The 26,857-nt window shown below is 69.0% G+C and carries 23 protein-coding genes, 1 tRNA gene and 2 riboswitches; of the genes, 10 read left to right on the plus strand and 14 right to left on the minus strand.

The window, feature by feature from the left end:
- Window positions 1-297: 297 nt before the first annotated feature.
- The gene (locus OHS16_RS04235; RefSeq protein ID WP_328535798.1) at window positions 298-1,446 is read right to left on the minus strand and encodes a serine hydrolase domain-containing protein; all 1,149 of its coding nucleotides are present in this window, start codon (window positions 1,444-1,446) and stop codon (window positions 298-300) included.
- 296 nt (window positions 1,447-1,742) lie between these two features.
- Here OHS16_RS04235 and OHS16_RS04240 point away from each other — a divergent pair, with 296 nt between their 5' ends.
- Entirely contained in the window at window positions 1,743-2,216 is a 474-nt protein-coding gene (locus tag OHS16_RS04240) for an SPW repeat protein (protein WP_328535799.1), read from the plus strand.
- A 158-nt stretch (window positions 2,217-2,374) separates the two neighbouring features.
- Here the strand turns inward: OHS16_RS04240 and OHS16_RS04245 are convergent, their stop codons facing one another.
- The 8 genes from OHS16_RS04245 to OHS16_RS04280 form a co-directional block, all read right to left on the minus strand.
- Window positions 2,375-3,820 carry a pyridoxal-phosphate dependent enzyme gene (locus OHS16_RS04245; protein WP_328535800.1) on the minus strand — a complete coding sequence of 482 codons (1,446 nt, stop codon included), beginning with the start codon at window positions 3,818-3,820 and terminating at the stop codon, window positions 2,375-2,377.
- Window positions 3,821-3,945: 125 nt separating this feature from the next.
- A complete protein-coding gene (locus OHS16_RS04250; protein ID WP_328535801.1) occupies window positions 3,946-4,818 on the minus strand; it encodes a DUF1684 domain-containing protein in 873 nt (290 codons plus the stop codon).
- Window positions 4,815-5,438 carry a flavin reductase family protein gene (locus tag OHS16_RS04255; protein WP_328535802.1) on the minus strand — a complete coding sequence of 208 codons (624 nt, stop codon included), beginning with the start codon at window positions 5,436-5,438 and terminating at the stop codon, window positions 4,815-4,817. The genes OHS16_RS04250 and OHS16_RS04255 overlap by 4 nt, the downstream gene beginning before the upstream one ends.
- Window positions 5,435-6,562, minus strand: a complete 1,128-nt coding sequence (locus OHS16_RS04260) for an LLM class flavin-dependent oxidoreductase (RefSeq protein WP_328535803.1) — start codon at window positions 6,560-6,562, stop codon at window positions 5,435-5,437. The genes OHS16_RS04255 and OHS16_RS04260 overlap by 4 nt, the downstream gene beginning before the upstream one ends.
- Before the next feature lie 14 nt (window positions 6,563-6,576).
- Window positions 6,577-7,680, minus strand: a complete 1,104-nt coding sequence (locus OHS16_RS04265) for an LLM class flavin-dependent oxidoreductase (RefSeq protein ID WP_328535804.1) — start codon at window positions 7,678-7,680, stop codon at window positions 6,577-6,579.
- On the minus strand, window positions 7,677-9,053 hold the full coding sequence (locus OHS16_RS04270) for an NtaA/DmoA family FMN-dependent monooxygenase (RefSeq protein ID WP_328535805.1): 1,377 nt from the start codon (window positions 9,051-9,053) through the stop codon (window positions 7,677-7,679). Before OHS16_RS04270 ends, OHS16_RS04265 begins: the two co-directional genes overlap by 4 nt.
- 46 nt (window positions 9,054-9,099) lie before the next feature.
- Window positions 9,100-10,308, minus strand: coding sequence for an LLM class flavin-dependent oxidoreductase (locus OHS16_RS04275; RefSeq protein ID WP_328535806.1), 1,209 nt, complete (start codon window positions 10,306-10,308; stop codon window positions 9,100-9,102).
- A gap of 208 nt (window positions 10,309-10,516) precedes the next feature.
- Window positions 10,517-10,660 (minus strand): putative leader peptide, encoded by a 144-nt coding sequence (locus tag OHS16_RS04280; protein ID WP_328535807.1) that lies wholly within the window; start codon window positions 10,658-10,660, stop codon window positions 10,517-10,519.
- A 38-nt stretch (window positions 10,661-10,698) separates the two neighbouring features.
- Window positions 10,699-10,812, minus strand: a riboswitch (SAM riboswitch).
- A gap of 136 nt (window positions 10,813-10,948) precedes the next feature.
- Window positions 10,949-11,057: riboswitch (SAM riboswitch) on the plus strand.
- Window positions 11,058-11,089: 32 nt separating this feature from the next.
- Between OHS16_RS04280 and OHS16_RS32070 the strand changes: the two genes are divergently transcribed.
- The 4 genes from OHS16_RS32070 (at window position 11,090) to OHS16_RS04295 (ending at window position 14,277) form a co-directional block, all read left to right on the plus strand.
- Window positions 11,090-11,218 carry a putative leader peptide gene (locus OHS16_RS32070; RefSeq protein WP_443042556.1) on the plus strand — a complete coding sequence of 43 codons (129 nt, stop codon included), beginning with the start codon at window positions 11,090-11,092 and terminating at the stop codon, window positions 11,216-11,218.
- Window positions 11,219-11,435: 217 nt separating this feature from the next.
- On the plus strand, window positions 11,436-12,485 hold the full coding sequence (locus OHS16_RS04285; RefSeq protein ID WP_328535808.1) for an amino acid ABC transporter permease: 1,050 nt from the start codon (window positions 11,436-11,438) through the stop codon (window positions 12,483-12,485).
- 17 nt (window positions 12,486-12,502) lie between these two features.
- On the plus strand, window positions 12,503-13,255 hold the full coding sequence (locus OHS16_RS04290; protein ID WP_328540709.1) for an amino acid ABC transporter ATP-binding protein: 753 nt from the start codon (window positions 12,503-12,505) through the stop codon (window positions 13,253-13,255).
- 38 nt (window positions 13,256-13,293) lie between these two features.
- Window positions 13,294-14,277 carry an ABC transporter substrate-binding protein gene (locus OHS16_RS04295; protein WP_328535809.1) on the plus strand — a complete coding sequence of 328 codons (984 nt, stop codon included), beginning with the start codon at window positions 13,294-13,296 and terminating at the stop codon, window positions 14,275-14,277.
- Window positions 14,278-14,327: 50 nt separating this feature from the next.
- On the opposite strand, the gene OHS16_RS04300 is transcribed toward OHS16_RS04295, so the two are convergent.
- From OHS16_RS04300 to sucC, 4 genes are all read right to left on the minus strand, one after another.
- Window positions 14,328-14,415: transfer RNA gene (locus OHS16_RS04300), tRNA-Leu, on the minus strand.
- Between the two features lie 219 nt (window positions 14,416-14,634).
- Entirely contained in the window at window positions 14,635-16,176 is a 1,542-nt protein-coding gene (locus tag OHS16_RS04305) for an aldehyde dehydrogenase family protein (RefSeq protein ID WP_328535810.1), read from the minus strand.
- A 131-nt stretch (window positions 16,177-16,307) separates the two neighbouring features.
- Window positions 16,308-17,210 (minus strand): succinate--CoA ligase subunit alpha, encoded by a 903-nt coding sequence (gene sucD, locus OHS16_RS04310; RefSeq protein WP_328535811.1) that lies wholly within the window; start codon window positions 17,208-17,210, stop codon window positions 16,308-16,310.
- Window position 17,211: 1 nt separating this feature from the next.
- Window positions 17,212-18,348, minus strand: a complete 1,137-nt coding sequence (sucC, locus tag OHS16_RS04315; RefSeq protein WP_328535812.1) for an ADP-forming succinate--CoA ligase subunit beta — start codon at window positions 18,346-18,348, stop codon at window positions 17,212-17,214.
- 159 nt (window positions 18,349-18,507) lie between these two features.
- Here sucC and OHS16_RS04320 point away from each other — a divergent pair, with 159 nt between their 5' ends.
- The 5 genes from OHS16_RS04320 (at window position 18,508) to OHS16_RS04340 (ending at window position 26,047) form a co-directional block, all read left to right on the plus strand.
- Complete coding sequence (locus OHS16_RS04320) at window positions 18,508-20,190, plus strand: thiamine pyrophosphate-binding protein (protein ID WP_328535813.1); 1,683 nt, start codon at window positions 18,508-18,510, stop codon at window positions 20,188-20,190.
- Between the two features lie 12 nt (window positions 20,191-20,202).
- Window positions 20,203-21,432: a formyl-CoA transferase gene (frc, locus tag OHS16_RS04325; protein WP_328535814.1), complete on the plus strand. Its 1,230-nt coding sequence runs from the start codon at window positions 20,203-20,205 to the stop codon at window positions 21,430-21,432.
- The gene (locus tag OHS16_RS04330) at window positions 21,432-23,567 is read left to right on the plus strand and encodes an acetate--CoA ligase family protein (RefSeq protein WP_328535815.1); all 2,136 of its coding nucleotides are present in this window, start codon (window positions 21,432-21,434) and stop codon (window positions 23,565-23,567) included. Before frc ends, OHS16_RS04330 begins: the two co-directional genes overlap by 1 nt.
- 72 nt (window positions 23,568-23,639) lie before the next feature.
- Window positions 23,640-25,037, plus strand: coding sequence for an OFA family MFS transporter (locus OHS16_RS04335; RefSeq protein WP_328535816.1), 1,398 nt, complete (start codon window positions 23,640-23,642; stop codon window positions 25,035-25,037).
- A gap of 215 nt (window positions 25,038-25,252) precedes the next feature.
- A complete protein-coding gene (locus OHS16_RS04340) occupies window positions 25,253-26,047 on the plus strand; it encodes an NAD(P)H-binding protein (RefSeq protein ID WP_328535817.1) in 795 nt (264 codons plus the stop codon).
- 37 nt (window positions 26,048-26,084) lie between these two features.
- On the opposite strand, the gene OHS16_RS04345 is transcribed toward OHS16_RS04340, so the two are convergent.
- Window positions 26,085-26,762, minus strand: coding sequence for a GntR family transcriptional regulator (locus OHS16_RS04345; protein ID WP_328535818.1), 678 nt, complete (start codon window positions 26,760-26,762; stop codon window positions 26,085-26,087).
- Window positions 26,763-26,857 lie beyond the last annotated feature (95 nt).

Genomic DNA, 26,857 nt, shown 5'->3' on the forward strand with positions numbered 1-26,857 from the left:
GCCGGATACACCGAGGGTTGGGATCCCCACTGGTTGGGCCGCTGTCCGGACTGGTGACCGACCGCTGCTGCGACCGCCGCGGTGCCCCGCGCGCCTTCGTCGGCGCGCCGGCCGGCGTCCACCGCCACCGGCGAAGCCGGCAGCGTTCCGAAACCGCGCGCGACGTCTACCGCTGGCGCCGTCGGGGTCGCCGTGACGCTTCGGCGCCCGGCAGGTCAACGTGACCGAGAGGAAGGCCGCCACCCGCACAAGCATGGACACGTCATCGACGGTCGCCGAAATCCGCTCGCATGCACCTCACGCACCCGCGGCGTACCGCCAGAAGTCGCGCATCCTCGCGGGCGGCGTCGGTCCGGTCAGTTCCAGCTGGCTCATCAGGATGGTCGCCGTTCCGGTGGCGGGAATGATGTGGGCCGCCGTCCCCGTTCCGCCGATCCATCCGTAGCGCCCCGGCACGTTCCAGGGGTTGGTCTCCGCGACGTCGACCGAGCCGCCGAATCCCCAGCCCTGTCCCTCGAGGAACAGCGTGCCGGCCCGGCGCTGGGACGGGGTCAGGTGGTCGGTGGTCATCTGCTTCACCGAGCCCGGCGACAGCAGGTGACGGTTGCCGGATGTGCCGCCGGCGAGCAGCATCCGGGCGAAGGCGTGCCAGTCGTCGACGGTCGAGACCAGACCGCCGGCGCCGGACGGGAAGGCCGGCACGCTGCTCCACTGTCCGTCGGGCGCGTCGACGAGCTGGAGGCCGCTGTCAGGGCCGGTCCGGTAGTAGTGGGTGAACCGGTCGAGTTTCCCTGCCGGTACGTCGAATCCGGTGTCGGTCATGCCCAGCGGCTCGAACAGCCGCTCCGCCAGGAACTCGGGAAGCGAACGCCCCGAGACCCTGGCGATCAGCACGCCCTGGATGTCGGAACAGGTGTTGTACAGCCAGGTGTCACCGGGCTGATGCAGCAAAGGAATCCGGGACAGCGCCGCCATCCATGCGTCCGGCTCCTGGACGTGCTGCGGCTGCGGCGGGCCCTGCTTCAGTTCGCTGAACAGCAGCCCCGTCGCCGGCAGCGAGAAATCGGACGAGAAGCCGTATCCGGCAAGGGAGGTGAGCAGATCGAGCACGGTGATGGGGCGGGCGGCGGGAACCACGTCGCCGACCGCGCCGGACGGCGTACGGACGACCTCGGGTGAGGCCAGTTCGGGCAGCCAGCGTTCGACAGCGTCGTCGAGCGCGATCCGGCCGTCCTCGACCAGCATCATGACCGCCGCGGCCACGACGGGCTTCGTGAGCGAAGCGACGCGGAAGATCGAATCCCTGGCCATCGGGGTCGTGCCGTCGGCATCGGCCGAACCGACGGCCCGTACCTCGAGCTGGTCACCGCGAGCCACCAGGCCCACCGCTCCCGGCCCGGATCCATCGCCGGAACGCGTCTTCAGGGTGTCGTTCAGATCGGTCATCGGTCCACCTCTGTGAGAGTGCGTACGGGAGGTCCGACTCCGGCCGGCGTGAAGAATCATCGGCCGGGGCAACGCCGATCCGGGTCCGGCCCCGCAATGGCGCGGACCGGTGAGCGGCCCCGCCCTGTGCCCCACCCCGTCCTCCGCGGAACAGCGACGGACCGTCATCGGGTGCACACGGAAATCGAGCCACCGCCCGACCTACACAAAAGATAAAAATAGGCGCAAACTGGTCATTGCATGACGAAAAGGCCGCGTAATGCGGTTGGACTTGCGAAGAGAAGGAGGCGAGTCATATGGCCGACGTCTCGCACAGCAGGGGAGATCTCGGCAGCCACCCCCACGCCACTGGGGATCTCGGCAGTCACCCGGATGTTCCGGAGATGCAGGCTAGGTACGCGCAGATGCTCGGTGGGGGCCGGGTGATGCCCGTGGAGGCGCCGGTGTTCCTCGTCGGGCTGTACTGCGCGGCGTCACCCTGGATACTGCATTTCACGGGCAATCAGTCGGCGCTCGCAACGCACAATCTGATCATGGGAATCGCGATTGGCCTGATGGCTCTCGCCATCACCATCGCCCCGGGGAGGATGATGGGGCTCGGCGGGGCCATGAGCGTGATCGGCGTGTGGATGATCATCGCTCCGTGGATCGTGGGAAGCAATCCGGACCGCGGGATCATCTGGAACAACGCGGTCATCGGCGGCCTCACCATCCTGCTCGGCCTGCTCTGCGCAGGGGTAGGGATGAGAGCCGGCCGACGAACGAAGTGATCCGGGACCCGCGGTCATCCCTGTCGCCTGTCGGCAGCCGGCCGTGATGACGGAGGGCAGCCGGCGCCGATCCGGGATCACCCCCGGTTCGGCGCCGGCTGTGTCTGCGCCGTCCGCGCGGCGAGACGGACCGTCCTCAGTGATCGCTCGGCGCGGTGTCAGCGGGAAACGGCGGGAGCCGGACTGCAGGATTCATGGGCCGCCTGCAATTCCTCCCGGCGCACCGAGGCGACCGCCCGACCGTCAACGAGCACCAGCGCGGCCGGTGCATCCGGGCCCAGCGCGTCGAGTGCGACCGACAGCGGCTGGCCCACACCGACGGTCGGCAGAGCTTCGCCGAACCAGTCGAGTGCCGGACCGTCCGGCGTGCCCTTCCCAGAGGTGAGCGCGGCTTCGATAGATGCGGATGTGACGGAACCGGTGATCTCGGTGGCACTGACCCCGTAGGGGCGTTCCGGGCGCACGACGACAACAGGTGCGGCAGTGGCGCCGCCGCCCCGCAGGATCGACAGGGCCTCGCCGAGCGAGGCGGAGGCCGGGACGGTGACCAGGCTGCCGGGCAGGGACGCGGTGCCGGCGAGTACGGAGCGTACGGTCGGCTCGTCGTCGTCAGGGCTGCGCGGCTCCTCCAGGAAGCCCCAGTTCCTCAGCCAGTCGTCGCTCAGCGCCTTGGAGAGGTAGGAACGACCCGAGTCGGGGAGCAGAACGACGACAAGGTCGTCCGGGCCCAGCTCACGCGCGACCCGCAGGGCCGCGGCCACCGCCGTCCCTGACGACGGGCCGACCAGGAGCCCCTCCTCGCGTGCCATCCGCCGGGCGGTGAGCAGCGACTCCCGGTCCGGGATCCGCTCGAAGCGGTCCACCACGTCGCGCTGGTAGGACTCCGGCCAGATGTCCTCGGGGGTGTCCGGATGGACGAAGTGGCCGATGCTCTCCACGAAATAGGGGCTGCCGTCCCCGCCGCTGTAGACCGACGCCTCCGGGTCGGCCCCGACCACGGTGACCTTCCCCCCGGAGACCTGTTTGAGGTGGGTGCCGGTACCACTGATGGTCCCGCCGGTGCCCACGCCCGCGATGAAGTGCGTGACCCGGCCCTCGGTCTGCTCCCAGATCTCCGGGCCCGTGGTGCGCACATGTGCGTCGGGGTTGGCCGGGTTGTCGTACTGATTCGCCAGCCAGGCTCCCGGAATCTCCTCGGCGAGCCGGCGCACCACATGGAAGAGGTGGTCGGGGTGCTCCTTGGAGAGGGACGTCGGAGCCAGCACGACCTCGGCGCCGTAGGCCTTGAGGATGTCGCTCTTCTCCTTGGCGGACCTGTCGGACACCCCCACGACCACGCGGTAGCCGCGCTGCCGGCCCAGGATGGCCAGCCCGATGCCGGTGTTCCCCGATGTCGCCTCGATGATCGTGCCGCCCGGCCCCAGCAGCCCTTCGCGCTCGGCCGCCTCCACCATGGACAGCGCGGCGCGGTCCTTGACGCTCCCGCCGATACTCAGGAACTCCGCCTTCGCGTAAATGGGTGCGGCGATCCCCTCACCCAGGTGGGAAAGCCGGAACAGGGGCGTCCCGCCGATCGCGTCCACAACCGATTCATAGACCGGCATCCTGATCCCCTTACTACGTACCGAATGAGTGAGCCGTCCGGGCCGCCCTGCCTCCACACTGAGGACGGGGCAGCCGTGGCTCCGGGGCTGCGGGCACCATGGCCCCCGCAGCGCCGCCCACTCTCTCAGCTGTTCGCGGCCTGCTCGCCGCCGAGCCTCTCGTACGGAATCCGCTCCCCGGCCTCGACGGCGACCGGCAGCCTGTTCTCGGCCGGCGGCAGCGGGCAGGTGGCCAGATCGGTATAGGCGCAGGGCAGGTTGACCGCCCGGTTGAAGTCGATGACCACCCCTCCGTGCGCGTCGGGTGCGGCGATCGAAACGGAGCGGTTGGCCGCGTAGGTCGTCACTCCGGAGGTGGCGTCGGTGAAAAGCACCAGCAGGCTGCCGGGGTCCCGACCGCCGAACGCCGTGAGCGCATGGGTGTGTCCGCCCAGTTCGAACTCGACCTGCCCCGGGGCGTCGTACACATGCTGGAGCCCTTCGACAGCGGCACCCACCGTCACCGGGCGGGGCTCGTCGAACGGCAGATAGCGGCCCGGGAGTGCCCAGCGCGGGTCAGGGGCGTACGCCGGGGCTCGGGTGTGGTCGGCCAGCAGCTTGCTGTCCGGGTGGCGGCGGCGCACGATGTCGTGCCCGCCCCGCTTGGCGACCTCGATCACCGCGTCGCCCGTCACCGCCGACACACTGGCCCGCTCGGGAAGGATTCCGAAACTGTGGCGCCCGTGCACCGGAGTGCCGTCCACGGTCAGTTCCTCGCCTTCGTCCAGGTGCACCACCACGCCCTCATCGGTGCTGGACCAGGCGCCGGGGGCGTCGGGGAAGCGGGCGGGCTCGCTGTCCAGCCACCGCAGGCTGGTGACGGCGAGGAATCCGTGCGGGGCGGTCAGATGCCGCTCCTGCTCGTCGTGCCACTGCTCCCACTGCTGCACGAACTGCGCCCTGTCGAGGTCTGTGCCGAGGTGCCTGCCGGTGTCCGTACCGGTCTCCTGGACGGTCATGTCGACTCCTTGTCGTTCGCTGTGGTGCCGGCGGGGCGGTGTTCGCCCGGCGCCTGTTCTGCGAGCGCCGGCTCGAGACCGCGGAATCCGCCGGCGTGGAAGATCCGGGGTCCCACCGAGTGATCGGCGTCCAGTTCGTGGATCCGCAGCAGGACGATGTCGTGGTCGCCGGCGAGGACATGCTGCTCGACGCCGCAGTCGAACCAGGCACTCGCGCCACCCACCAGCACCGCCCCCTCGGGGGTGGCACGCCAGTCGAGCCCGGCGAACCTGTCACCGCCGCGCGCGGCCAGCTGCCGGCCGGCGTCTTCCTGGTGGACGCCCAGCACGCTGACTCCCAGCCGGGGGCGGTCGCGGAGCAGGGGCCAGGTGGTCGAGTCGTGCGCGATGCATACCGAGACCAGCGGAGGACTCAGGGATACCGAGGTGAAGGAACTCGCTGCGAGACCGGCCGGGGCGCCGTCGACCAGCGCAGCGATCGCGGTGACTCCGGTCGGGAATGCTCCGAAAACCCTGCGCAGTTCGGCGGGGTCCAGCGCATCGGCCTCGAACCCGGCGTGGAGCGGCGCGGTGTGCGCACGCTCCCGCGGTACCCGCCCGACGCCCGTGACAACGGTCATCGCCGCCTCCATTCCTCGGCCAGCAGCTGGTAACTGCGGACCCGGTCGGCATGATCGTGGGTGATGGTGGTGATGATCAGCTCGTCGGCGCCGGTGGCATCACGCAGGGTTTCCAGCTGATCGGCGACCTGCCCCGCCGAACCGACGAACTGGGTTTCGGTGCGGTCCGCGACCAGCGCCCGGTCCTCCGCCGTCCAGGTGTGAGCACGGGCCTCCTCGGGGGTGGGGAAGGGGATGGCGCCCTCGCCACTGCGGATACTGCGCACCCACAGGCCGTAGCCGGTGGCCAGTTCGCGCGCAGTGGCCTCGTCATCGGCGACGACCACATCGGCCGAGACGCTGACGTACGGGCGGTCGAGCTCGGCCGATGGCTTGAACGCGGCACGGTAGCCTTCGGCCGCCTCCAGCACGGTGGCCGGAGTGACGTGGTAGTTCGCGGCGAAGCGGAGGCCGTTGGCGCCTGCGGTCCTCGCGCTGATCCCGGCGCTGCTGCCGAGTATCCAGACCTGAACGTCTGCGCCCTCGCCGGGGACCAGGTGGGCCTCGACGCCTTCGTCGGTGGCGTAGGTACCGGCCAGCAGGGCGAGGATGTCGGCGATCTGCTCCTCGTAGGGAGGTGCTTCCGCCTTCGGCTGCTGGAGCAGGTTCTTGTGCAGGGCGAAGCGCGGAGAGCTCAGCAGACGCTCGAAGGAGAACGGGGCCGGGATTCTCAGCCCGTTCGGTGCCCTGCCGTCGACGACGGTGGAGGCGGCATCCGGAGCCGGCTCCCGGCCGGCCGGGGGTCTGCCGGCGGAACGGCCGAGGCCCAGATCGAAGCGGCCCGGGTGCACGGCGTCGAGCAGACCGAACTCCTCGACGGTGGACAGCGCGGTGCGGTGCCCGAGCTGTACCGCGCCGGCGCCGAGCCGGATGGTCGACGTGGCGGCCGCTGTCAGGGCGAGTACGACCGCGGGGGATGTGCCCGCCACCCCGGGATTGAGGTGGTGTTCGGCAAACCAGTAACGGGCATAGCCGAACCGTTCGGCCTGCTGGGCCAGATCCACGCTGTTGCCCAGCGCCTGAGCAGCAGTGGACCCGGAGGAGACCGGTACGAGGTCGAGTACCGCGAGCGGGGTGTCGGACATGATGGCGCTCCTTGTCAGTGGTCGGTGAGCGCCGGGCCCGTCGCGGGGGCGGAGCTCTCATCGGATGCGGCCGGTCCCCAGGCCCACGGCGGATCGGGGATGTCGCGGCGCAGCGTGGGGGCGATGCCGGACTGGAACAGCTCCAGGCTCCCGCGGTGCTGGGTGGGGGTGAGACCACCGGCGTCGGCCTGCAGATGGAGCACGCTGTGGCCGAACTGCTCGTGGTAGCGGTGCACCTTGTCGATGATCTGTTGCGGGCTGCCGATCAGTGCGGAGCTGCGCTCGACGAAGTCTTCCAGTGTGGCGAAGACCGGCTGGGCTCCGAGCTGCCTCTGGAACGCCACGTTCCCCTCGAACACCGGGCGGTAGGCCGCGATGGCCTCCTGTGTCGTGCGGGCGGCGAAGAAGCCCGCAGATCCGGCACCGACGGTGGCCAGTGCCGGGTCGTGGCCGTAGCGCTCCCACTGCTGCCGGTAGTGGCGGACGAGTTCGGCGTACGGCTCGATCGGATTGGTCACGTTCGCGGAGAACAGCGGGTCGCCGTAGCGTGCCGCCAGATCCACCGACTCGCGGCTGGTCGCACTGCCGTGCCAGACCCTGATCGGCTGTTGGTAGGGCCGGGGCAGGACCTCGGCGTCCTTGAGTTCCGGGCGGAACACGGGCGACGCGGTGACTCTGTCGTTCCGCCATATCTGCCGGAAGAGCTCGTAGGACTCGGCGTTGCGTTCCCACTGGTCGTCCGGGGTCACCCGGAACAGCTCGCGCTGGGCAGTGCCGTTGCCCTTGCCGATGATCAGTTCGAGCCGGCCGCGGGAGAGATGGTCGAGAGTGGCGTAGTCCTCGTAGGCGCGTACCGGGTCGAGGAGGCTCAGGGTGGTCACTGCGGTGAACAGCCGTATGCGCCGCGTGAGAGCCGCTATGTGGCTGAGCACCACGGGCGGCGCGGAGGAGATGAACGGTCGCTCGTGGCGCTCGCCCACACCGAAGCCGTCGAAGCCCAGTTCCTCGGCGAGCAGGGCATCGTCGATCACCTCCCGGAAGCGGTCCTGGGTGGACTTCCGCCCACCGGTGACGGGGTCGGGGGCGTGCACGATCAGCGTGATGGCCAGAAACCTCATGCCTGCGCCCTCCGGTGGGACCGCGTGGCGCCGAGCGCTCCGAGCCCGAGGTGGTCGCGCAGGGTTCCACCCACGTAATCGGTGCGGAACACCCCTCGTTCCTGCAGCAGCGGCACAACGGTATCGGCGAACTCGTCCAGGCCACCCGGGGTCAGGTGCGGGGTGAGGATGAACCCGTCGCTCGCGTCGCTCTGCACAAACTCGTTGAGGGACTCCGCGACCGTGGCCGGGCTGCCGATAAAGGACTGACGCCCCGTCACTTCAATGATGAGCTCGCGGATCGACAGCTGTTTCGCATCGGCCAGCGCCCGCCACTGTGCTGCGGTGGCGAGTGGATCGCGGTGCATGCGTACACTGGCCCGGCCGCGGGCGATGGTGTTCTCCCCGACCAGTGGGTCGACCTCGGGCAGCGGCCCGTCGGGGTCGCAGGAGCTCAGATCGCGGTTCCAGAGCTGCTCCAGGAACTTGATCGCGGTCTGGCCGCTGACCTGCTGACGTCGTATCACCTCCGCTCGTTCCTGGGCATCCGCGTCGGTGTCGCCGAGCACGAAGGTGACGCCGGGAAGGATCTTCAGCTGGTCGTGGGTGCGGCCATGGCGGGCGAGGCGCCCCTTGACGTCCGCGTAGAAGGCCTGTCCCGCTTCGAGGGTGCCGTGCCGGGTGAAGATGGCGTCGGCCGCCGACGCGGCGAACTCCCTGCCCTCTTCGGAGTCCCCGGCCTGGAAGATGACCGGCCGGCCCTGGGGGCTGCGCGGGACATTGAAGTGCCCGCTGATGTCGAACTGGCTGACCTGGTGGTCGAACCTGCCCGGCGCCGGGTCCGCGATGAAGACCCCGGACTCCTTGTCCGCGACGATCTCGTCGCCGTGCCAGGAGTCGAACAGCTCCCAGGTCGCAGCCAGGAACTGGCTGGCCCGCTCGTAGCGGTCCTCCTGCGCGAGAAAGCCGCCGCGGCGGAAGTTCTGCCCGGTGAACTCGTCCCAGGAGGTCACCACGTTCCAGGCGGCCCGGCCGGCGGACAGATGGTCGAGCGAGGCGAACTGCCGTGCCACCTCGTAGGGTTCGTTGAAAGTGGAGTTGATGGTCCCGGCGAGTCCGAGTCTGTCGGTGACCGCGGCCAGCGCGCTGAGCACGGTGAAGGTGTCCGGCCTTCCTACGACGTCCAGGTCGTAGATCTCCCCGTTCTGCTCGCGCAGCCGCAGCCCTTCGGCAAGGAAGATGAAGTCGAACTTGGCACGCTCGGCGGTACGGGCCAGATGGGTGAAGGAGCTGAAGTCGATCTGGCTTCCGGCTGCCGGGTCGCTCCAGACCGTGCTGTTGTTCACGCCGGGGAAATGGGCGGCGAGATGGATCTGCTTGACGGGCCTGCTCATCGGGGTGCGTCCTTCGTCTCTGCGGGCGTCGGCTGCGGGGCGGACGTCAGGCCGCTGCGTAGCGGCTGACGGGGCGTGACAGACCGAGCAGCCCGCGCAGGGTGTCCGCTTCGTATGCGGTACGGAAGGCGCCTCGGCGCTGCAGTTCCGGGACCAGGCGGCGGGTGATCTGCTCCAGGTCCTGGGGCAGCGCGGCGGGCCGCAGCCGGAATCCGGAAAGCCCGGTCCGCGCTCTGTCCAGGAGCAGATCGGCCAGTGCGCCCGGTGTGCCGGTGAAGATCTCGGCGTCGCTGCTGTACGCGGCGCCGGCACGCTCGTCGAGCCGGGCCCTGCGCTCGGTGGCGGCCGCCGGATCGTCGTCGAGGAGGACCACCAGGTCGCCGAAGAGACGCACCGTCGCCTCAGCACGCCCCGCTCCGTCCTGAGCGGCCCGGATCTCGGCCACGACGGCCGCGGCTTCCGTGTTGTCGTGCGGGGTGACGAAGCCGATGTCAGCGGATCCGGCGACCAGCCGGAACGGTTCGGCGCGGTGCGCCAACGCTGCGACGACCGGCTGTCCCTGCGGCGGGCGAGGGGTGATGGACGGCCCCTTCACACTGAACCTCGCACCCTCGAAGTCGATGTAGTGCACCTTGTGCCGGTCGATGAACCGGCCGGTGCCGGCGTCGCGGATCTCAGCGTCGTCCTCCCAGCTGTCCCAGAGCCTGCGCAGCACCTCCACGTAGTCGCCCGCCTCGGCGAACAGCTCCTTGATCAGTGCCTGCCCGGCCGGCTCTTCCCATCCTCCGGCCGGCAGCCGGGGCAGTGTGCGGCGCCCGAAGTGCGGGGGCTCGTCGCCCCGCGCGGACACCTTCACCCGCACGCCGGCCCGTCCGGTGCTGACATGGTCGAGGGTGGCGATCGCCTTCGAGACATGGAACGGCTCGGTGTGGGTCACCACGGTGGTCGGGACGAGACCGATGTGCCGGGTCAGCGGTGCCACCCTGGCCGCGACCAGCACGGCGTCCAGCCGGCCGCGCACCTGGTCGGTGCGCGTGTCCGGCTCGTTGTAGCGGGAGGACTGCAGGCTGAGTGAGTCCTCGATGGTCACGAAGTCGAGCAGACCGGCCTCGGCCTCGGTGACCAGGTCGGCCCAGTACCTCGCCGTGAACAGCTCTCGGGGGCGGGCACCGGACTCCCGCCAGGCCGCGGGATGCCACCCCGCTCCGTCCAGGGCAACGGCCAGGTGGAGAGGGGCTGAAGGTGATCGGGACATGGGCGGTACCGCTTCCTGCTCGGACGGTTGCTGTGCGGAGCGCCGCGGCCGCGCCGGGCCTTCGCGGGGGTGGCCCTTCACGGGGTGGGCAGAGCTGTCGGACGGGAATGCCCCACGGACTCGGAGGCAGACACACCGACGCCGAGCGCCGGTACCGGGACCGGGCCGGGTTCTGTGGTGCGGCCTCAGAGGGTTCGGGGCAGCGGGATCAGATACCGCAGTGCGCGGCGGTCGCGTACGCCGGACACAGCGCACCCGCGACACGCTGCAGGTCGATGTGGCGCCTGGAGTACGTCGTGGTGGCACGCCTGCGGACCTTGGTGATGACGGGCATGTCGGAGACTCGCCGCACTGCCGTCACCTCCGTCTCGATCGCCCGACACCGGTCCGAGCTCGCGCTTGCGGGAGCCGTCGTCGGCTCCGCCCGGTCGTCACCTGGAGCACCCCGCCGCGCGGGAGGGTTGCCGGACAGCAAGCCAGGGCTTTTCGCTGTCGCTCATAACCTGGCAGCACGGTAACTCCGCATCCGCGCCCGGCACAATCCCCGGCATCCCCCGGACCGTACCGGCAGGCCGTCGAGCGACGCCCGTCACACCCAGAGGGATTGTCTGCACGTCACCCGGCAATTACGGTGGTGGCCGGTTACGAGTGTCAGCGTCAAGCCCTGGCTTGCTGACCGGCAACCCTCGTCCGTGGTGGGGTGCTCCAGGTGACGACCGGGCAGGACGGATGTCCTGTAAGTGCGGGCCCCGAGAGGCCGGACCAGATCGAGGGGGCGGAGATGCGAGCACGACGCTGCGGCACCAACCGATGCCCTGGCGGGTCCTTCCAGCTGCGGGTGAGCCGGCGCCATGTGGATCTGCTGCGGGTGAGCAGCGCGCTGTGTCCGGGCGCAACCCCGGCCCGCTGACCGCCAACCGTAACGGCGCCGAACGGCGCTGAGGTCCGGTCAGCCGCGCCCCGGGGCGTGCCCGATACGACCGGAGCGCCCCTCGGTCCTCTACAGCCAAGCCAGTCATACCGAGCCGATTCGCGATGCTCCATGGTCGCCGGCCCGTCGCTGCGGCATGGCCCGCAACCGCTGCACCGCGCTGCCGCGCGCCCCTACCAAACGGGAAGCACACACCATGGCTACTCCGGAAACATCCCTGCGCAAACCGGTGGAAGACCCGCCCGAAGCGGTACCCGACGGAGCTCCACCGCCCCGCGCGGGGTCCGAACGCCCACTGGTTCAGGGGCAGTCGGACAAGCAGCTGCTCGCCGCGAAGCTGGTACCGCTGCGCCGTCCCGGGCAATGGGTGTCCGCCCTGGCCCTGCTGGTGCTGTGTGCGATGTTCGTGCACACCCTGGTCGGCAACGAGCGGTTTCAGTGGGGCGTGGTGGGGAGCTACTTCCTGCGCGGATCGATCGTGCACGGCCTGGAGCTCACGCTCTGGCTCACTGCGGCGGTCATGGTCAGCGGCTATCTGCTCGGCATCGGGATCGCGGCGATGCGCCTGTCGGGCAACCGCATCCTGCGGACGCTGAGCTTCGGTTATGTCTGGCTGATCCGGTCGGTGCCCCCACTGGTACAGCTGCTCTTCTGGTACGAACTCGCCTCCCTCTACCCGCGGTTGTCGCTGGGCATCCCGTTCGGCCATGAGTTCGTCACCTTCCGCACGGCGCACCTCTTCAGCGGAGTCCTCGCCGCGTACGTGGCACTCACCATCGATGTGGCCGCCTTCTCCGCGGAGATCGTCCGGGGCGGCATCCTCGCTGTCGACCGGGGCCAGGCGGAGGCGGCTCAGGCCCTCGGCCTGGGCGGAGGCCGGATTTTCCGCCGGATCGTGCTGCCGCAGGCCATGCCCGCGATCATCCCCGCGTCCGGGAACATGCTCATCGGACTGTTGAAGGCCACATCGATCGTCAGCATCATCGCCGTTCAGGACCTGCTGTACTCCGCCCAGTTGATCTACAACCAGAACTTCCTGATCATGCCGCTGCTGCTGGTGGCCACCTTCTGGTACATCGTCCTCACCACGCTGCTGTCCGTAGGCCAGTACTACGTCGAACGGCACTACGCCCGCGGCAGCGCGCGGGCCGGCGGCGGTCGTGGCGGCCGCGGTCTCTGGCGGATCACCCGGGACAACATCCCGTTGTTCGCCACCACCAAGGCGAACCTGGCGGGGCTGTCATGAGCGGCACCGGACAGAGCCTGGTCAGGATCCGCGGGCTGCGCAAGAGCTACGGCACGAACGTCGTCCTCGACGGTGTCGATCTGGACGTGAACGAGGGTGAAGTGACCGTCCTGCTTGGCCCTTCGGGCTCCGGGAAGTCCACCCTGCTGCGCTGCGTCAATCATCTGGAGAGGCCGGACGGCGGTTTCGTCGAGGTCGGTGGCGAGATCGTGGGCTTCCGGTACAGCGGAGGCAGACTGCACGAGCTGCGTCCCAAGGCGGTCACTCAGCAGCGGGCCCGGGTCGGGATGGTCTTCCAGCAGTTCAACCTCTTCCCGCATCTGACCGTGCTGGAGAACATCACGGAGGCACCGGTCGCCGTACGGGGCACGCCCAGGAAGCAGGCGGTCGCCCATGCGCGCGAACTCCTCGACCGGGTCGGCCTCTCCGGGCGGGAGGACTCCTACCCGCGCCAGATGTCCGGCGGCCAGCAGCAGCGCGTGGCGATTGCCCGTGCTCTCGCCATGGAGCCCCAACTGCTGCTGTTCGACGAGCCGACGAGCGCCCTGGACCCCGAACTCGTCGGCGAGGTCCTCACGGTGATGAAGGACCTGGCACTCAGCGGGATGACGATGGTCGTGGTCACGCATGAGATGGGCTTCGCGCGGGAGGTCGCCGACACGATGGTGCTGCTCGACGGCGGCCGCATCATCGAGACGGGCGCCCCGGCCGACATGCTGGCCAACCCCCGTCACGAGAGGGCCCGGGCCTTCCTCTCGGCAGTTCTGTGACCCACCACCACCCCTCCCCGCCCTCCGAAAGGCACCACGTGATCAACGTAAGAGTCCTCGCCCACCGCATCCGGCGCCTGGCTGTCACCACCGTCGCCGCGACGGCGGGGCTGGCCCTGCTCGCCGCCTGCGGCGATTCCTCCGGCACGGCCGCGGCGGGCGTAGCCGCGAAACCCGGCGCCGCCGCGAAGTCCCCGGCCATCCCGACCGAGGACGTCGTTTCCTCGGTGGTAACCGATCCCGCGCTGAAGGCGAAGCTGCCCGCCGGTGTGCGCAGGAGCGGCACACTCACCCTGGGCACCACCTTCAACCCGGGAACCGCGGGCCTGCCGCACGGCGGCGAGACCCCCGACGGCACAAAGGTGGGCCTGGACGTCGATCTGCGCAACGCGGTGGCCAAGGTGCTCGGCATCAGCTGGAGGGTGCAGAACGGGACGTTCGCCACCGTCATCCCCGGCGTACAGAACGGCAAGTACGACGTGGGCCAGGACAACTTCGGTGTCACCAGGGCCCGCGAGAAGGTGGTGGACTTCGCGACGTACCTCAATGACGGCCAGTCCTTCCTCGGATCCAAGGACATCAAAATCAACAAGGTCACCGGGCTCACCGACCTGTGCGGGCTGACCGTCGCCACCACCCCCGGGTCGACCTTCCAGCAGATTCTCACCGACGGCGCCTCCAAGTGCGCCGCGGCCGGGAAGAAGCCGTACCGGGTGCAGTACTTCGCGGACGCCGCGCCGATCTTCCTGGGGCTGGCCAACGGCAAGGTGGATGTGATGTTCGGGCCGACCCTGGGGCTCAGGTACGACGCCAGGCAGGTGCCCGACACCAAGTACCTCGGCGAGATCAGCACCACCCCGGTCGGGTTCGTCACCGCACGGAAATCACCGGTCGCCGGGGCACTGAGCGCGGCCGTGAACAAGCTCATCGCCAACGGCGACTACGCGAAGATCTTCAGGAAATGGCAGGTACCCGGCACCGGTATCGGCAAGTCCGCGGTCAACCCGCCGCCGACCTTCTGAACGACCGATGCGGGCCGGGATGATTCCCGGCCCGCATCGATGTCGTTCCATGGTGTCCGAGGGGGGACTTGAACCCCCACGCCCGATAAAGGGCACTAGCACCTCAAGCTAGCGCGTCTGCCATTCCGCCACCCGGACCAGGTGTGTGTCGGCCACGTCTGATCTGCCCGCGGCGACAAGGACAACAATACCAGGGGTTTGCGGTGGGTCTCACCTGCGTTTCCCGTGGTCAGTGGCGGGTGCGGGGCAGCTCGCGTGGTGTGTGCGGCAGTCCGGGGACCCCGCACACACCACGGACCACTGTGCGCTACCGCACGGCTGCGCCGAGCGACGACACCGTGGTGGGCTCCTGCCCGGTCATGGCATCAGGTGGTAGTCCGGGAAGTTGCCCGGCAACCGCTCGTCCCCGGGGCCATCGGTGACCGCCCGGACAAGCAGTTCGCCGCCCACGAAGGCGCCACGCCACGATGCGCCGAAGCCACCGAAGAGCTCTTCACGGTCACCGCGCGAACGGGGCTTGGAGCGACCGATCTTGAAGGCGCGGATCTGCGGGGCGAGCCGCTCGTATGTCTCCTCGTCGTCGGTCGACAGAGTGGCGACGAGCGCCCCGTTCGATGCGTTCATGGCGGCCAGCAGCTCCGCCTCGGTGTCAACCAGGACGATGGTGTCGACAGGGCCGAAGGGTTCCGCATGGTGCAGCGGGGACGACGGGGGCGGATTCAGCAGGGTGACGGGCTGGAGGTAGGCCGAGGTGTCCTGGCCCGGCAGGAACAGGGCGTCGGCGCTGGATCCGCGGTGCAACGGCACCGCGCCGCGGTCGATCGCCTCGGCCACCTGGTCACCCAGCTCCTTGGCCTTGGCCGCATTGATCAGCGGGCCGAAATCCAGTTTCGGCAGGTCGTCCGCCGGCTGCTCGACCGCGAGCGGGTGTCCGGTGCGCAGTGAGCGGACGGCGGGGAGATAGGCGGCGAGGAACTCGTCGAAGGCGCTGCGTTGCACGACGAAGCGCGGGTAGGCCGTGCAGCGCTGCTTTCCGTAGTCGAAGAGCTTGGGAATGACGGCCGACAGTGCGGACCAGTCGGTGTAGTTCCAGATCCCCCAGGTGTTCAGACCTTCCTGCTCGAGGATGTGGCGCTTTCCGAGGTCGGCGACGGCCGTGGCGATCCGCGCGCCGGTGTCGCGCCCGCCGACGAAGGAGACACAGCCGATCTCCGTGGAGCGGACCAGCGCCTCGGAGAGCTCGCCTCCGCTGCCGCTGACCAAGGTGACCGGGATGCCCTCACGTACGGCGAGGGCGGAGGCCAGCGTGAGGCAGGCGACCCCGCCGTCGGTGGGCGCCTTGGCGATGACGGCGTTTCCGGCGAGTGCCTGCACCAGCATCGCGTGGACCAGCACCGACATGGGGTAGTTCCAGCTGGCGATGTTGGAGACCGGGCCTTCGAGGGGTGTACGGCCTTCGACCATCCGCCCGATGTTGTCCACGTACCAGCGGACTCCGTCGATCGCCCGGTCCACATCGGCCTGGGCCAGCCGCCAGGGCTTGCCGATTTCCCAGACGAGCAGCAGCGCGAGCAGTTCGCGGTGTTCGGTGAGGGCGTCGAGCGTGGCGGATACACGGGCTTCGCGTTCGGGCAGCGGGACGTGCCGCCAGGCACGGTGCTGATCGAGGGATGCCCGGACCGCCTGCTGGGCCGTGCGTGTGTCGAGGCGCGGCGGGCCGGCGATGGGGCTGCCGTCGACCGGGCTGGTCGCGGGCAGGGCGCGGCCGTCGGCCTGCCACTGGCCGTTCCAGAGGTTCAGCACACGGTCGTCCCTGAACGCTTCGGGGGCGATCGCCCGGCAGCGCTGCCAGGCGTCCGACCAGGAGGTTCCGGGTTTCAGGATGAGGGTGGGTGCCATCGTTGGGTCTCCGCTCGTGTGGGGCGGGGCAGGTGGTGGCTTTCCAGGTGCACGGCATGCCGCCCTCGCACCGGGCGGCGGCCGTACGGTGAAGCTAGTGAGGCCGGAGCGGTTCCGATACGCACCCGCCCTCAAGTATGAGCGACGTCACGCCGGGCCGCGAGCTGTCCGCGTACGAGTTCGGCCGTCCCGGTCGGTGTCGAGCCGACGCGCACGCCGGCCGCTTCGAGTGCGTCCTTCTTGGCCTGCGCGGTGCCCGATGAGCCGGAGACGATCGCTCCGGCGTGCCCCATGGTCTTGCCTTCGGGGGCGGTGAAGCCCGCGATGTAGGCGACGACGGGTTTGGTGATGTGCTGCGCGATATGGGCGGCGGCGCGTTCTTCGGCGTCTCCACCGATCTCGCCGATCAGGACGATCAGATCCGTGTCGGGGTCGTCCTCGAAGGCCGTGAGGCAGTCGATGTGGGTGGTGCCGACGACCGGGTCGCCTCCGATGCCGACCGCCGACGAGAAGCCGGTTTCGCGGAGTTCGTACATCAGCTGATAGGTGAGCGTGCCGGATTTGGATACCAGGCCGATCCGGCCCGGCCTGCCGGCCGTGCCGGCGGGGATGATGCCGGCGTTGGACTGCCCGGGGCTGATCAGACCCGGGCAGTTGGGGCCGATGACGCGGGTGCCCCGGGCCGCGGCGTGGGCCCGGAAGACCACGGCGTCGTGCACCGGGATGCCCTCGGTGATGACCACGCAGAGTCCGATCCCCGCGTCGGCCGCTTCGATGACCGCGGCTCCGGCGAAGGGCGGCGGGACGAAGACGACGCTGACGTCGGCGCCGGTGGCCCGGACGGCGTCACGCACCGAACCGAAGACGGGGACGGTCCGGTCGTCGAAGGCGACCGCGCGGCCGGCCTTGCGCGGGTTGACCCCGCCGACGACGTCGGTGCCCGCCGCGAGCATCCGCCGGGTGTGCTTCAAGCCTTCGCCGCCGGTCATGCCCTGGACGATGACCTTGCTCCGCGCGGTGAGGAAGATGGCCATCTCAGACTCCCTGCTCGGCGAGGACGGCGGCCCGGCGGGCAGCACCGTCCATCGTGTCGACCTGCTGGACGAGGGGATGGGCACGGCCTTCGAGGATGGCCCGGCCCTGCTCGGCGTTGTTTCCGTCGAGGCGCACGACGAGCGGTTTGGTCAGTTGGACCGCCTCCAGGGCCTGGACGATGCCGTCGGCGACGGCGTCGCATGCGGTGATTCCGCCGAAGACGTTGACGAGAACGGAGCGGACGTCGGGATCGGACAGGATGATGCCGAGCCCGTCCGCCATCACCTGGGCGGACGCGCCTCCGCCGATGTCGAGGAAGTTCGCCGGTGCCGCACCGCAGCCCGCGACCACATCCAGGGTGGACATCACCAGTCCCGCGCCGTTGCCGATGACCCCCACCCGGCCGTCGAGTTTGACGTAGTTGAGCCCCTTGGCCGCGGCCGCGGCCTCCAGCGGGTCGCCGTGCGGATCGGTGCGGCCGGCGCCCCGGCGCGGCTGGCGGAAGCCCGCGTTGTCGTCCAGGGTGACCTTGCCGTCGAGGGCGAGGAGCCGGCCGTCCACGGTGCGGACGAGCGGGTTGACCTCGACCAGCAGGGCATCCTCTCTGGTCAGCACCTGCCAGAGCCGCTGGAGTACCGGGCCGGTCCCGGACGGGAGGTTCGCCGCTTCGGCGATCCGGGCCGCCTTCGCTTCGGTGACCCCCTCCGCTGGGTCGATGTGGATGCGGGTCACCGCCTCCGGACGGGTGGCCGCGACCTCCTCGATGTCCATGCCGCCTTCGGCGGACGCGATGGCGAGGAAGGTGCCCGCCGCACGGTCGAGGACGTAGCCGACGTAGAACTCGGCCTCGATGCCGACCGGCTGGGCCAGCATCACGGAGCGGACGGTGTGGCCCTTGATGTCCGTCCCCAACATCTGACGGGTAATCAGTTCTGCCGACAGCGGGTCGGCCGCCATCCTGACTCCGCCCGCCTTACCGCGGCCGCCGGTCTTCACCTGCGCCTTGACGACGACCCGACCGCCGAGGAGTTCAGCCGCCGCCCGTGCCTCGCGGGGAGCTTCGACCACTGCGGCGTCCGGCACCGCGATGCCGTGGGCCTTGAAGAGTTCCCTTGCCTGGTGCTCGAACAGATCCATGACGAGTCCCTGCCTTCCTCGCTGTGAAGGAAAGTGCCGTACGCCCCCTGGACACCACCCACCGGATGCGGGATAACAAGGTTCATACAGTATTCGTCGACTGTATGCAATCTACCGCGACAGAACTCCAGCACCCCTACGAAGGGAACGGACTTCGCTATGCCCGACCCCAGCCAGGACCTCATTTCCGGTGGGCACTTGGTCGCCAAGGCGCTCAAGGCCGAAGGTGTGGAAGTCGTCTACACCCTCTGCGGCGGCCACATCATCGACATCTACGACGGCTGTGTGGACGAGGGCATCGAGGTCGTCGATGTCCGTCACGAACAGGTCGCCGCCCATGCCGCCGACGGCTACGCACGGATCACCGGCAAACCGGGCTGCGCCGTGGTCACCGCGGGCCCCGGCACCACCGACGCGGTGACCGGTGTGGCCAACGCCTTCCGGGCGGAGTCGCCCATGCTGCTGATCGGCGGCCAGGGCGCGCTCAGCCAGCACAGGATGGGGTCGCTCCAGGACCTCCCGCACGTCGACATGATGTCGCCGATCACGAAGTTCGCGGCCACCGTGCCGCACACCGCGCGCGCAGCCGACCTGGTGTCGATGGCCTTCCGCGAGTGCTACAACGGCGCCCCGGGGCCCTCCTTCCTGGAGATCCCCCGCGATGTGCTCGACGCCAAGGTGCCCGTGGAGCAGGCCCGCGTCCCGCAGGCCGGCCGGTACCGGGCCTCGACCCGCTCGGCCGGCGATCCCGCGTCCATCGAGAAGCTCGCGGATCTGCTGGTGCACGCCGAGAAACCGGCCATCCTGCTCGGCAGCCAGGTATGGACGACCCGTGCCACCGACTCCGCCATCGAGCTCGTACGAACCCTCAACGTCCCGGCCTACATGAACGGCGCCGGACGCGGGACGCTTCCGCCCGGCGACCCGCACCACTTCCAGCTCTCCCGGCGCTACGCCTTCTCCAACGCCGACCTGATCATCATCGTCGGCACCCCCTTCGACTTCCGGATGGGATACGGGAAGCGGCTCTCGCCTGACGCCACCGTGGTCCAGATCGACCTCGACTACCGCACGGTCGGCAAGAACCGTGACATCGACCTGGGACTGGTGGGTGACGCCGGACTGATCCTCAAGTCCGTCACCGAAGCCGCGAGCGGCCGGCTCAACGGCGGCGCGGTCAAACGGAAGGCCTGGCTCGACGAGTTGCGCGCGGCCGAGCAGACCGCGATCGAGAAGCGGTTGCCCGCACTGAAGTCGGACGCCTCGCCGATCCACCCGTACCGGCTGGTGAGCGAGATCAATGAGTTCCTCACCGAGGACTCCCTCTACATCGGCGACGGGGGCGACATCGTCACGTTCTCCGGACAGGTGGTGCAGCCCCGCTCACCGGGCCATTGGATGGACCCGGGCCCGCTGGGCACGCTCGGCGTCGGCATCCCCTTCGTACTCGCCGCCAAGAAGGCCCGCCCGGACAAGGAGGTCGTCGCTCTCTTCGGCGACGGGGCCTTCTCGCTCACCGGCTGGGACTTCGAGACGCTGGTGCGCTACGACCTCCCCTTCGTCGGGATCATCGGCAACAACTCCTCGATGAACCAGATCCGTTACGGCCAGGCACAGAAGTACGGCCCGGAACGGGAGCGGATCGGCAACACCCTCGGCGATGTGCACTACGACAAGTTCGCCCAGATGCTCGGGGGTTACGGCGAGGAAGTCCGCGACCCGTCCGACATCGGCCCGGCCCTGCGGCGCGCCCGCGAGTCGGGCAAGCCCTCGCTGATCAACGTCTGGGTCGACCCGGACGCGTACGCCCCCGGAACCATGAACCAGACCATGTACAAGTAGGGAGCCCCTGTCATGACCAAGGCTCTTGAGGGCGTACGTGTCCTCGACATGACCCATGTCCAGTCCGGTCCTTCGGCCACCCAGCTGCTCGCCTGGCTCGGCGCCGACGTCGTCAAACTCGAAGCACCGCACGGCGACATCACCCGTAAGCAGCTGCGGGACCTGCCCGACGTCGACTCGCTCTACTTCACGATGCTCAACTGCAACAAGCGCAGCATCACCCTCAATACGAAGTCGGAGCGCGGCAAGGAGATCCTGACCGAGCTGATCCGCCGGTCGGATGTGATGGTGGAGAACTTCGGCCCCGGCGCCGTCGACCGGATGGGCTTCACCTGGGAGGTGATCCAGGAGATCAATCCCCGGCTGGTGTATGCCTCGATCAAGGGCTTCGGGCAGGGCCCGTACACCAATTTCAAGGCGTACGAGGTGGTCGCCCAGGCAATGGGCGGCTCGATGACATCGACCGGCTTCGAGGACGGCCCCCCGCTCGCCACCGGTGCGCAGATCGGCGACTCGGGCACCGGGGTCCATCTGGTCGCGGGGATTCTCGCAGCGCTCTTCCAGCGCGAGAGCACCGGCCGTGGGCAGCGTGTGAATGTCGCCATGCAGCACGCTGTGCTGAACCTCTGCCGGGTGAAGCTCCGCGACCAGCAACGCCTGGCACACGGTCCGTTGGCGGAGTATCCGAACGAGGACTTCGGCGACGAGGTGCCGCGCAGCGGCAACGCGAGCGGTGGCGGCCAGCCGGGCTGGGCGGTCAGGTGCGCGCCCGGCGGGCCCAATGACTACGTCTATGTGATCGTCCAGCCGGTCGGCTGGAAGCCGGTCAGCGAACTGATCGGCCGGCCCGAACTGGCCGACGACCCCGACTGGGCCACCCCGGAGTCCCGCCTCCCCAAGCTGGGCAAGATGTTCCAGCTGATCGAGGAGTGGACGTCGACCTTGCCCAAATGGCAGGTCCTCGAGCAGCTGAACGCCCACAACGTGCCCTGCGGACCGATCCTCTCCACCAAGGAGATCATCGAGGACGCGTCACTCGCGGCCAACGGGATCGTCGTCGAGGTCGAGCACCCCGAACGAGGCACCTTCACCACGGTCGGTTCCCCCTTGAAGCTCTCCGACTCCCCCGTGGATGTGCGCACTTCCCCGCTGCTCGGGGAGCACAACGCCGAGGTGTACGTCGGCGAACTCGGCCTGGGCGACGAGGAACTGCGACTGCTGAAGACGAACGGGGTCATCTGATGACGCAGCAGAACAAAGCGGTCGTACGGGCAGTGCTCGACGCCGCCCTGGCCAAGGGCCGGAAAGCGCTGACGGCCCCCGAGGCCAAGCTGATCGCGGACGCGTATGCCGTTCCCGTTCCGGCCGAGGCTCTGGCCGAGTGCGCCGACGAGGCGGTGGCCCTCGCCGACCGTATCGGCTTCCCGGTGGCGCTCAAGATCGTCTCTCCGCAGATCGTGCACAAGACGGACGCCGGCGGAGTCCGCACCGGACTCGCGACGGCCGCCGCCGTGCGGGCCGCCTTCACCTCGATCGTCTCCAACGCCCGTGCCTACGATCCGGCCGCCGAGATCAAGGGGGTCCAGGTCCAGCAGATGGTGCCGGCCGGCACCGAGGTGCTCGTGGGAACGGTCACCGACCCGACCTTCGGCAAGGTCGTGGCCTTCGGCATCGGCGGAGTACTCGTGGAGGTGGTGAAGGACATCACCTTCCGGCTCGCACCCGCCTCCCGCGACGACGCGCTCTCCATGCTCGACTCGATCCGGGCGGCAGAGATCCTCCGCGGGGTGCGCGGCGGCGCGGCCGTCGACCGCACGGCGCTGGCCGAGCTGATCGTCGGCGTGTCCCGGCTGGCCGCCGACTTCCCGGAGATCGCCGAGATCGACCTCAACCCGGTCTTCGCTTCGGCGGACGGCGTGATGGCGGCGGATGTGCGGATCCTCCTCGACCCGCAGCCCGTGAAGCCCCGTCGTACGTACAGCAGGGCCGAGATCCTCACCTCTATGCGGCGGCTGATGGAGCCCCGTTCGGTCGCCGTGATCGGCGCGTCCAACGAGGCCGGGAAGATCGGCAATTCGGTGATGCGCAACCTCGTGGACGGCGGATTCCCCGGAGAGATCCACCCGGTGAACCCCAGGGCCGATGACATACTCGGCCGTAAGGCGTACAAGAGCGTGATGGATGTCCCCGGCGAGCCGGATGTGGCGGTCTTCGCCATCCCCGCGAAGTTCGTCGCCGCCGCTCTCGAGGAGACCGGCCGCAAGGGCATACCGAACGCCGTGCTGATCCCCTCCGGTTTCGCGGAGACGGGCGAACAGGCCCTGCAGGAAGAGATCGTGGCGATCGCCGAACGGTACGGGGTACGGATTCTCGGTCCCAACATCTACGGCTACTACTCGACGTGGCAGGACCTGTGTGCGACCTTCTGCACCCCGTACGACGTCAAGGGCGGTGTCGCGCTGACCTCGCAGTCCGGGGGCATCGGGATGGCGATCCTCGGCTTCGCACGGACGACGAAGACCGGGGTCTCCGCCATCGTGGGGCTGGGCAACAAGTCGGATCTCGACGAGGACGACCTGCTCACCTGGTTCGGGGAGGATCCCCACACCGAGTGCATCGCGATGCATCTGGAGGACCTCAAGGACGGACGGGCCTTCGTCGACGCGGCGCGGGCGACCGTTCCGAAGAAGCCGGTCGTGGTCCTCAAGGCGGGCCGTACCGGTGCGGGCGCGAGGGCCGCCGGATCGCACACCGGCGCCCTGGCCGGCGACGACGCGGTGTACGACGACATCCTGAGGCAGGCGGGGGTCATCCGCGCACCAGGGCTGAACGACATGCTGGAGTACGCGCGGTCACTGCCGGTACTGCCCGCCCCGAAGGGCGACAACGTCGTCGTCATCACCGGGGCCGGCGGGTCCGGTGTGCTGCTGTCCGACGCGATCGTCGACAACGGGCTCTCCCTGATGGAGATCCCGGCCGATCTCGACGCGGCGTTCAAGGCGTTCATCCCGCCCTTCGGAGCGGCGGGGAATCCCATCGACATCACTGGCGGTGAGCCGCCGTCGACCTACGAGGCGACGATCCGGCTGGGCCTGGAGGACCCCCGGATCCATGCCCTGGTTCTGGGCTACTGGCACACGATCGTCACTCCCCCGATGGTGTTCGCGGAGCTGACGGCGCGCGTGGTGGCGGAGTTCCGGGAGCGCGGTATCGAGAAGCCGGTGGTGGCATCCCTGGCAGGGGATGTGGAGGTGGAGGAGGCCTGCCAGTACCTCTTCGAGCGGGGTGTCGTGGCCTATCCGTACACGACGGAGAAGCCGGTTGAAGTGCTCGGCGCGAAGTACCGATGGGCGCGAGCCGCCGGGGTGCTCGGCTGACCCCGGCTCCTCTGAGCGAAAGGTTTGGACAGGGGGCGCTGGCCAGTTCTTTCGAAACCAAGGGGACCACGAATGAGTACAGAGAACGAGCGGTCGGCGACCGGTTCGGTCGCCTACCGGGAAGTGACGGACAGCAAGGGCCGGGTCTACCGGGTCGGGGAGACGGACCGGGATCTCCTGGGCCGCTCCCGCAAGTTCATGGTGTATCTGCCGTGGGTCGCGATGATGGCCATCAGCGTGTCGGAGTACGCGTACGGTTCGGCGGAAGACACTCTCTCCGATGCTCATGGCTGGACGCAGAGCAACACCTTCTGGATCCTGAGTGTCTGGGTCTTCTTCCAGGCGGGTATCGCCTTCCCGGCCGGCTGGATGCGGGAGAAGGGGATACTCACCGCCCGCAGGGCCATGTTCCTCGGGGCGGCGCTCTGTCTCGTCGGGTTCGTGGCACTCGCCCATCTCGACGATGTGTTTCTGGCGATCTGCGGATTCGGTGTCATAGGCGGCCTCGGCTCCGGGCTCATCTACGCGACCTGTATCAACATGGTCGGCAAATGGTTCCCGGAACGGCGTGGCGCGAAGACGGGCTTCGTGAACGGCGGTTTCGCATACGGCTCGCTGCCCTTCATATTCATCTTCAACTACGCATTCGACACCGGGAACTTCGACGAGGTGCTCGACCTCATCGGTGTGTACGTCCTCATCGCGGTGCTGATCTGCGGCTGGTTCTTCCGGGACCCGCCGAAGAACTGGTGGCCGTCGGAGATCGACCCGCTGAGCTTCGCCGGCAACACGAAAAGCGCCAGGAGCCTGGCGAAGAACCCACCCGCGGTGAAGCAGTTCACGCCGAAGGAGGCCGTCCGGAGCGGGATGCTCCCGCTGATGTGGATCACCGTGGTCATGACCGCCGGTGTCTCGATCTTCGGAATCTCCTTCCAGGTGGACTTCGCCAAGGAGGTCGGCTTCGGGCCGCTGGTCGCCGCCTCGTCGATGGGTGTCATGGCCGTCGTCAACGGCGTCGGACGCGCGGTGGTCGGCTGGCTCTCCGACCTCTGGGGTCGCAAGCTGACCCTGTTCTTCGTGATCGTCGTCCTGGGTCTCGCCCAGTTCGGTGTGATCTGGGCAGGCGATCTGCACAGCGAGTGGCTGTTCCTGTTCTTCGCCTTCCTCTCCGGATTCGGTGGCGGAGCGTTCTATCCGATGTTCGCGGCCATGACACCGGACTACTTCGGAGAGAACTACAACGCCACCAACTACGGGCTGGTCTACAGCGGAAAGCTCGTCAGCGGGCTGTTCGGCGGCGGTCTGGGATCGATGGTCGTCGACGCCTGGGGATACAACGGTGCGTACGCGCTGGCCGGTGGCGTGTCCATGGCGGCTGCGGCACTCGCTCTGCTCCTGCGGCAGCCGGGACGGCCGCGGAGGCTGGACATCGCACCGAACCCGATGCCGGTCAGCCGAGAAGTGGTCTGATCTCCGTCCGGCACCCGATGCCCGCACGATGACATGCAAGCGGCCCTCCCACGGCTCTGTTCGAGCCGCGTGGAGGGCCGCTGCCGTGGTCCTGCCCACCGCAGCCGAGCGTGTCGCCGAAAGCGCGGGCGCAGAGATGACAACAGCCCGTAATAATGACGATGCCGGACACATGAGGCGGATACGGAGCCGGCACAGCGACCGAGGGGCAACCTATGATTCTGGTAACCGGAGCCACCGGCAATGTCGGCTCCGAGCTTGTCCGGCAGCTGACCGGATCGGGTGAGAAGGTACGGGAGTTCAGCCGCTCGACCGCCGGTGATCTCAATGACCCGGTGAGCGTGGCATCCCAACTGGACGATGTGCGCGCGGTGTTCCTGCTCCCCGGATACGACAACATGCCGGAGACCCTGCGACGAATCCGCGAGGCGGGTGTCGAGCGGGTGGTCCTGCTCTCCAGCAGCTCGGTGCCGGGCGGCGACCTCTCCAATGCCGTCGCCCGCTACATGATCGAGTCGGAGACGGCCGTGCGGGAGTCCGGTCTGCCCTGGACCTTCCTGCGCCCGGCCGGGTTCATGTCCAACACTCTGCGCTGGATCCCGCAGTTGAGGAACGGGGACACGGTGCGCGATGCCTTTCCCGGCGTGCGGGTCGCGAACATCGATCCGTACGACATCGCGGCGGTCGCGGCCCTCGCGCTGACCGGTTCGGATCACGAGGGGCACGCCTACGCCCTGTCCGGGCCCGATTCGCTGCTGCCCGGCGACCGGCTGCGCATTCTCGGTGAGTCGCTCGGCCGCGAGCTGCACTTCGACGGGCTGTCCGACGACGAGGCGAGGGCGGAGATGTCCGCACAGATGCCGCAGGAATACGTGGACGCGTTCTTCAGCTTCTACGCGGAAGGCACCCTGGACGAGTCACCGGTTCTGCCGGCCGTCGCAGAGCTCACCGGTCGCACGCCACGTAGCTTCCGGCAGTGGGCCGAGACCCACGCCGGAGCCTTCCGCTGAGCCGCCCGCCGCGGGCTCAGTCCTCCTCAGCTGGTGATCAGTCCTTCTCACGCTGGTGATAGGTCGTGCGAGTGTGCTCCGTGTGCGCCCGCATGATCGCTGTCGCGGCCTGCTCGTCGCGGGCCGAGATCGCCGCGATGAGCTCCCGGTGCTCGATCCAGGACTGCCTGCCTCGCTGCCTGGCGACCGGCTGGTAGTACCAGCGCACCCTGCGGTCCACCTGCCCGGCCAGCTCCGCCAGAACGACGTTGCCGGCGAGAGCCATGACCTTGGCATGGAACTCGGCGTTGGTCGCGACCGCCAAGTCCACATCGTCGTCGGTGACCGCCTGCTCCCCCTTGGCGCAGAGATCCTCCAGCGCGGCGATTCCCGCGGTGCCCGAGTTGGCCGCCGCGAGCCGCGCGGCCTCCGCCTCCAGCAGGGTACGCACCGAGAGCAGCTGGTCGGCTTCCTGCTCGGTGGGCTCATGGACGAACGCGCCCTGGGCGGGCCGCAGATCGACCCAGCCCTCGGTGTTCAGCCGCTGCAGCGCCTCGCGCACCGGCTGCCGGGAGACTCCGAGGTGGCCGGCGAGTTCGCTCTCGACGAGATGCTGGCCCGGCACCAGCGCCCGTGTCGTTATGAGTTCGAGCAGCGCTTCGTACACCCGCTCACGCAGTGGTCCGGGCCGCTCCAGCTTCGGTACGGCTCCCTGCGGCAGTCCTGTGGACAACATGACGGTCCCCCTCCTGGCCCCTCGGGGAAGCCAACGGCGCCTCGGCATAAGACAGTAGAGCAATTGGCTATCGTCTACAGTCTACCGAGCACAAT

The organism is Streptomyces sp. NBC_00344 (assembly GCF_036088315.1).
Classification (GTDB): Bacteria; Actinomycetota; Actinomycetes; order Streptomycetales; family Streptomycetaceae; genus Streptomyces.

What these genes read in the sequence shown, in the direction of transcription:
- OHS16_RS04265 (WP_328535804.1), bottom strand. Translation starts at nt 7,680, where the DNA reads ATGAGGTTTCTGGCCATCACGCTGATCGTGCACGCCCCCGACCCCGTC.
- OHS16_RS04270 (WP_328535805.1), bottom strand. Translation starts at nt 9,053, where the DNA reads ATGAGCAGGCCCGTCAAGCAGATCCATCTCGCCGCCCATTTCCCCGGC.
- OHS16_RS04255 (WP_328535802.1), bottom strand. Translation starts at nt 5,438, where the DNA reads ATGACCGTTGTCACGGGCGTCGGGCGGGTACCGCGGGAGCGTGCGCAC.
- OHS16_RS04260 (WP_328535803.1), bottom strand. Translation starts at nt 6,562, where the DNA reads ATGTCCGACACCCCGCTCGCGGTACTCGACCTCGTACCGGTCTCCTCC.
- frc (WP_328535814.1), top strand. Translation starts at nt 20,203, where the DNA reads ATGACCAAGGCTCTTGAGGGCGTACGTGTCCTCGACATGACCCATGTC.
- OHS16_RS04250 (WP_328535801.1), bottom strand. Translation starts at nt 4,818, where the DNA reads ATGACCGTCCAGGAGACCGGTACGGACACCGGCAGGCACCTCGGCACA.
- OHS16_RS04340 (WP_328535817.1), top strand. Translation starts at nt 25,253, where the DNA reads ATGATTCTGGTAACCGGAGCCACCGGCAATGTCGGCTCCGAGCTTGTC.
- OHS16_RS04320 (WP_328535813.1), top strand. Translation starts at nt 18,508, where the DNA reads ATGCCCGACCCCAGCCAGGACCTCATTTCCGGTGGGCACTTGGTCGCC.
- OHS16_RS04285 (WP_328535808.1), top strand. Translation starts at nt 11,436, where the DNA reads ATGGCTACTCCGGAAACATCCCTGCGCAAACCGGTGGAAGACCCGCCC.
- OHS16_RS04240 (WP_328535799.1), top strand. Translation starts at nt 1,743, where the DNA reads ATGGCCGACGTCTCGCACAGCAGGGGAGATCTCGGCAGCCACCCCCAC.
- OHS16_RS32070 (WP_443042556.1), top strand. Translation starts at nt 11,090, where the DNA reads ATGCGAGCACGACGCTGCGGCACCAACCGATGCCCTGGCGGGTCCTTC.
- OHS16_RS04330 (WP_328535815.1), top strand. Translation starts at nt 21,432, where the DNA reads ATGACGCAGCAGAACAAAGCGGTCGTACGGGCAGTGCTCGACGCCGCC.
- OHS16_RS04335 (WP_328535816.1), top strand. Translation starts at nt 23,640, where the DNA reads ATGAGTACAGAGAACGAGCGGTCGGCGACCGGTTCGGTCGCCTACCGG.
- OHS16_RS04245 (WP_328535800.1), bottom strand. Translation starts at nt 3,820, where the DNA reads ATGCCGGTCTATGAATCGGTTGTGGACGCGATCGGCGGGACGCCCCTG.
- OHS16_RS04305 (WP_328535810.1), bottom strand. Translation starts at nt 16,176, where the DNA reads ATGGCACCCACCCTCATCCTGAAACCCGGAACCTCCTGGTCGGACGCC.
- OHS16_RS04275 (WP_328535806.1), bottom strand. Translation starts at nt 10,308, where the DNA reads ATGTCCCGATCACCTTCAGCCCCTCTCCACCTGGCCGTTGCCCTGGAC.
- sucD (WP_328535811.1), bottom strand. Translation starts at nt 17,210, where the DNA reads ATGGCCATCTTCCTCACCGCGCGGAGCAAGGTCATCGTCCAGGGCATG.
- sucC (WP_328535812.1), bottom strand. Translation starts at nt 18,348, where the DNA reads ATGGATCTGTTCGAGCACCAGGCAAGGGAACTCTTCAAGGCCCACGGC.
- OHS16_RS04235 (WP_328535798.1), bottom strand. Translation starts at nt 1,446, where the DNA reads ATGACCGATCTGAACGACACCCTGAAGACGCGTTCCGGCGATGGATCC.
- OHS16_RS04345 (WP_328535818.1), bottom strand. Translation starts at nt 26,762, where the DNA reads ATGTTGTCCACAGGACTGCCGCAGGGAGCCGTACCGAAGCTGGAGCGG.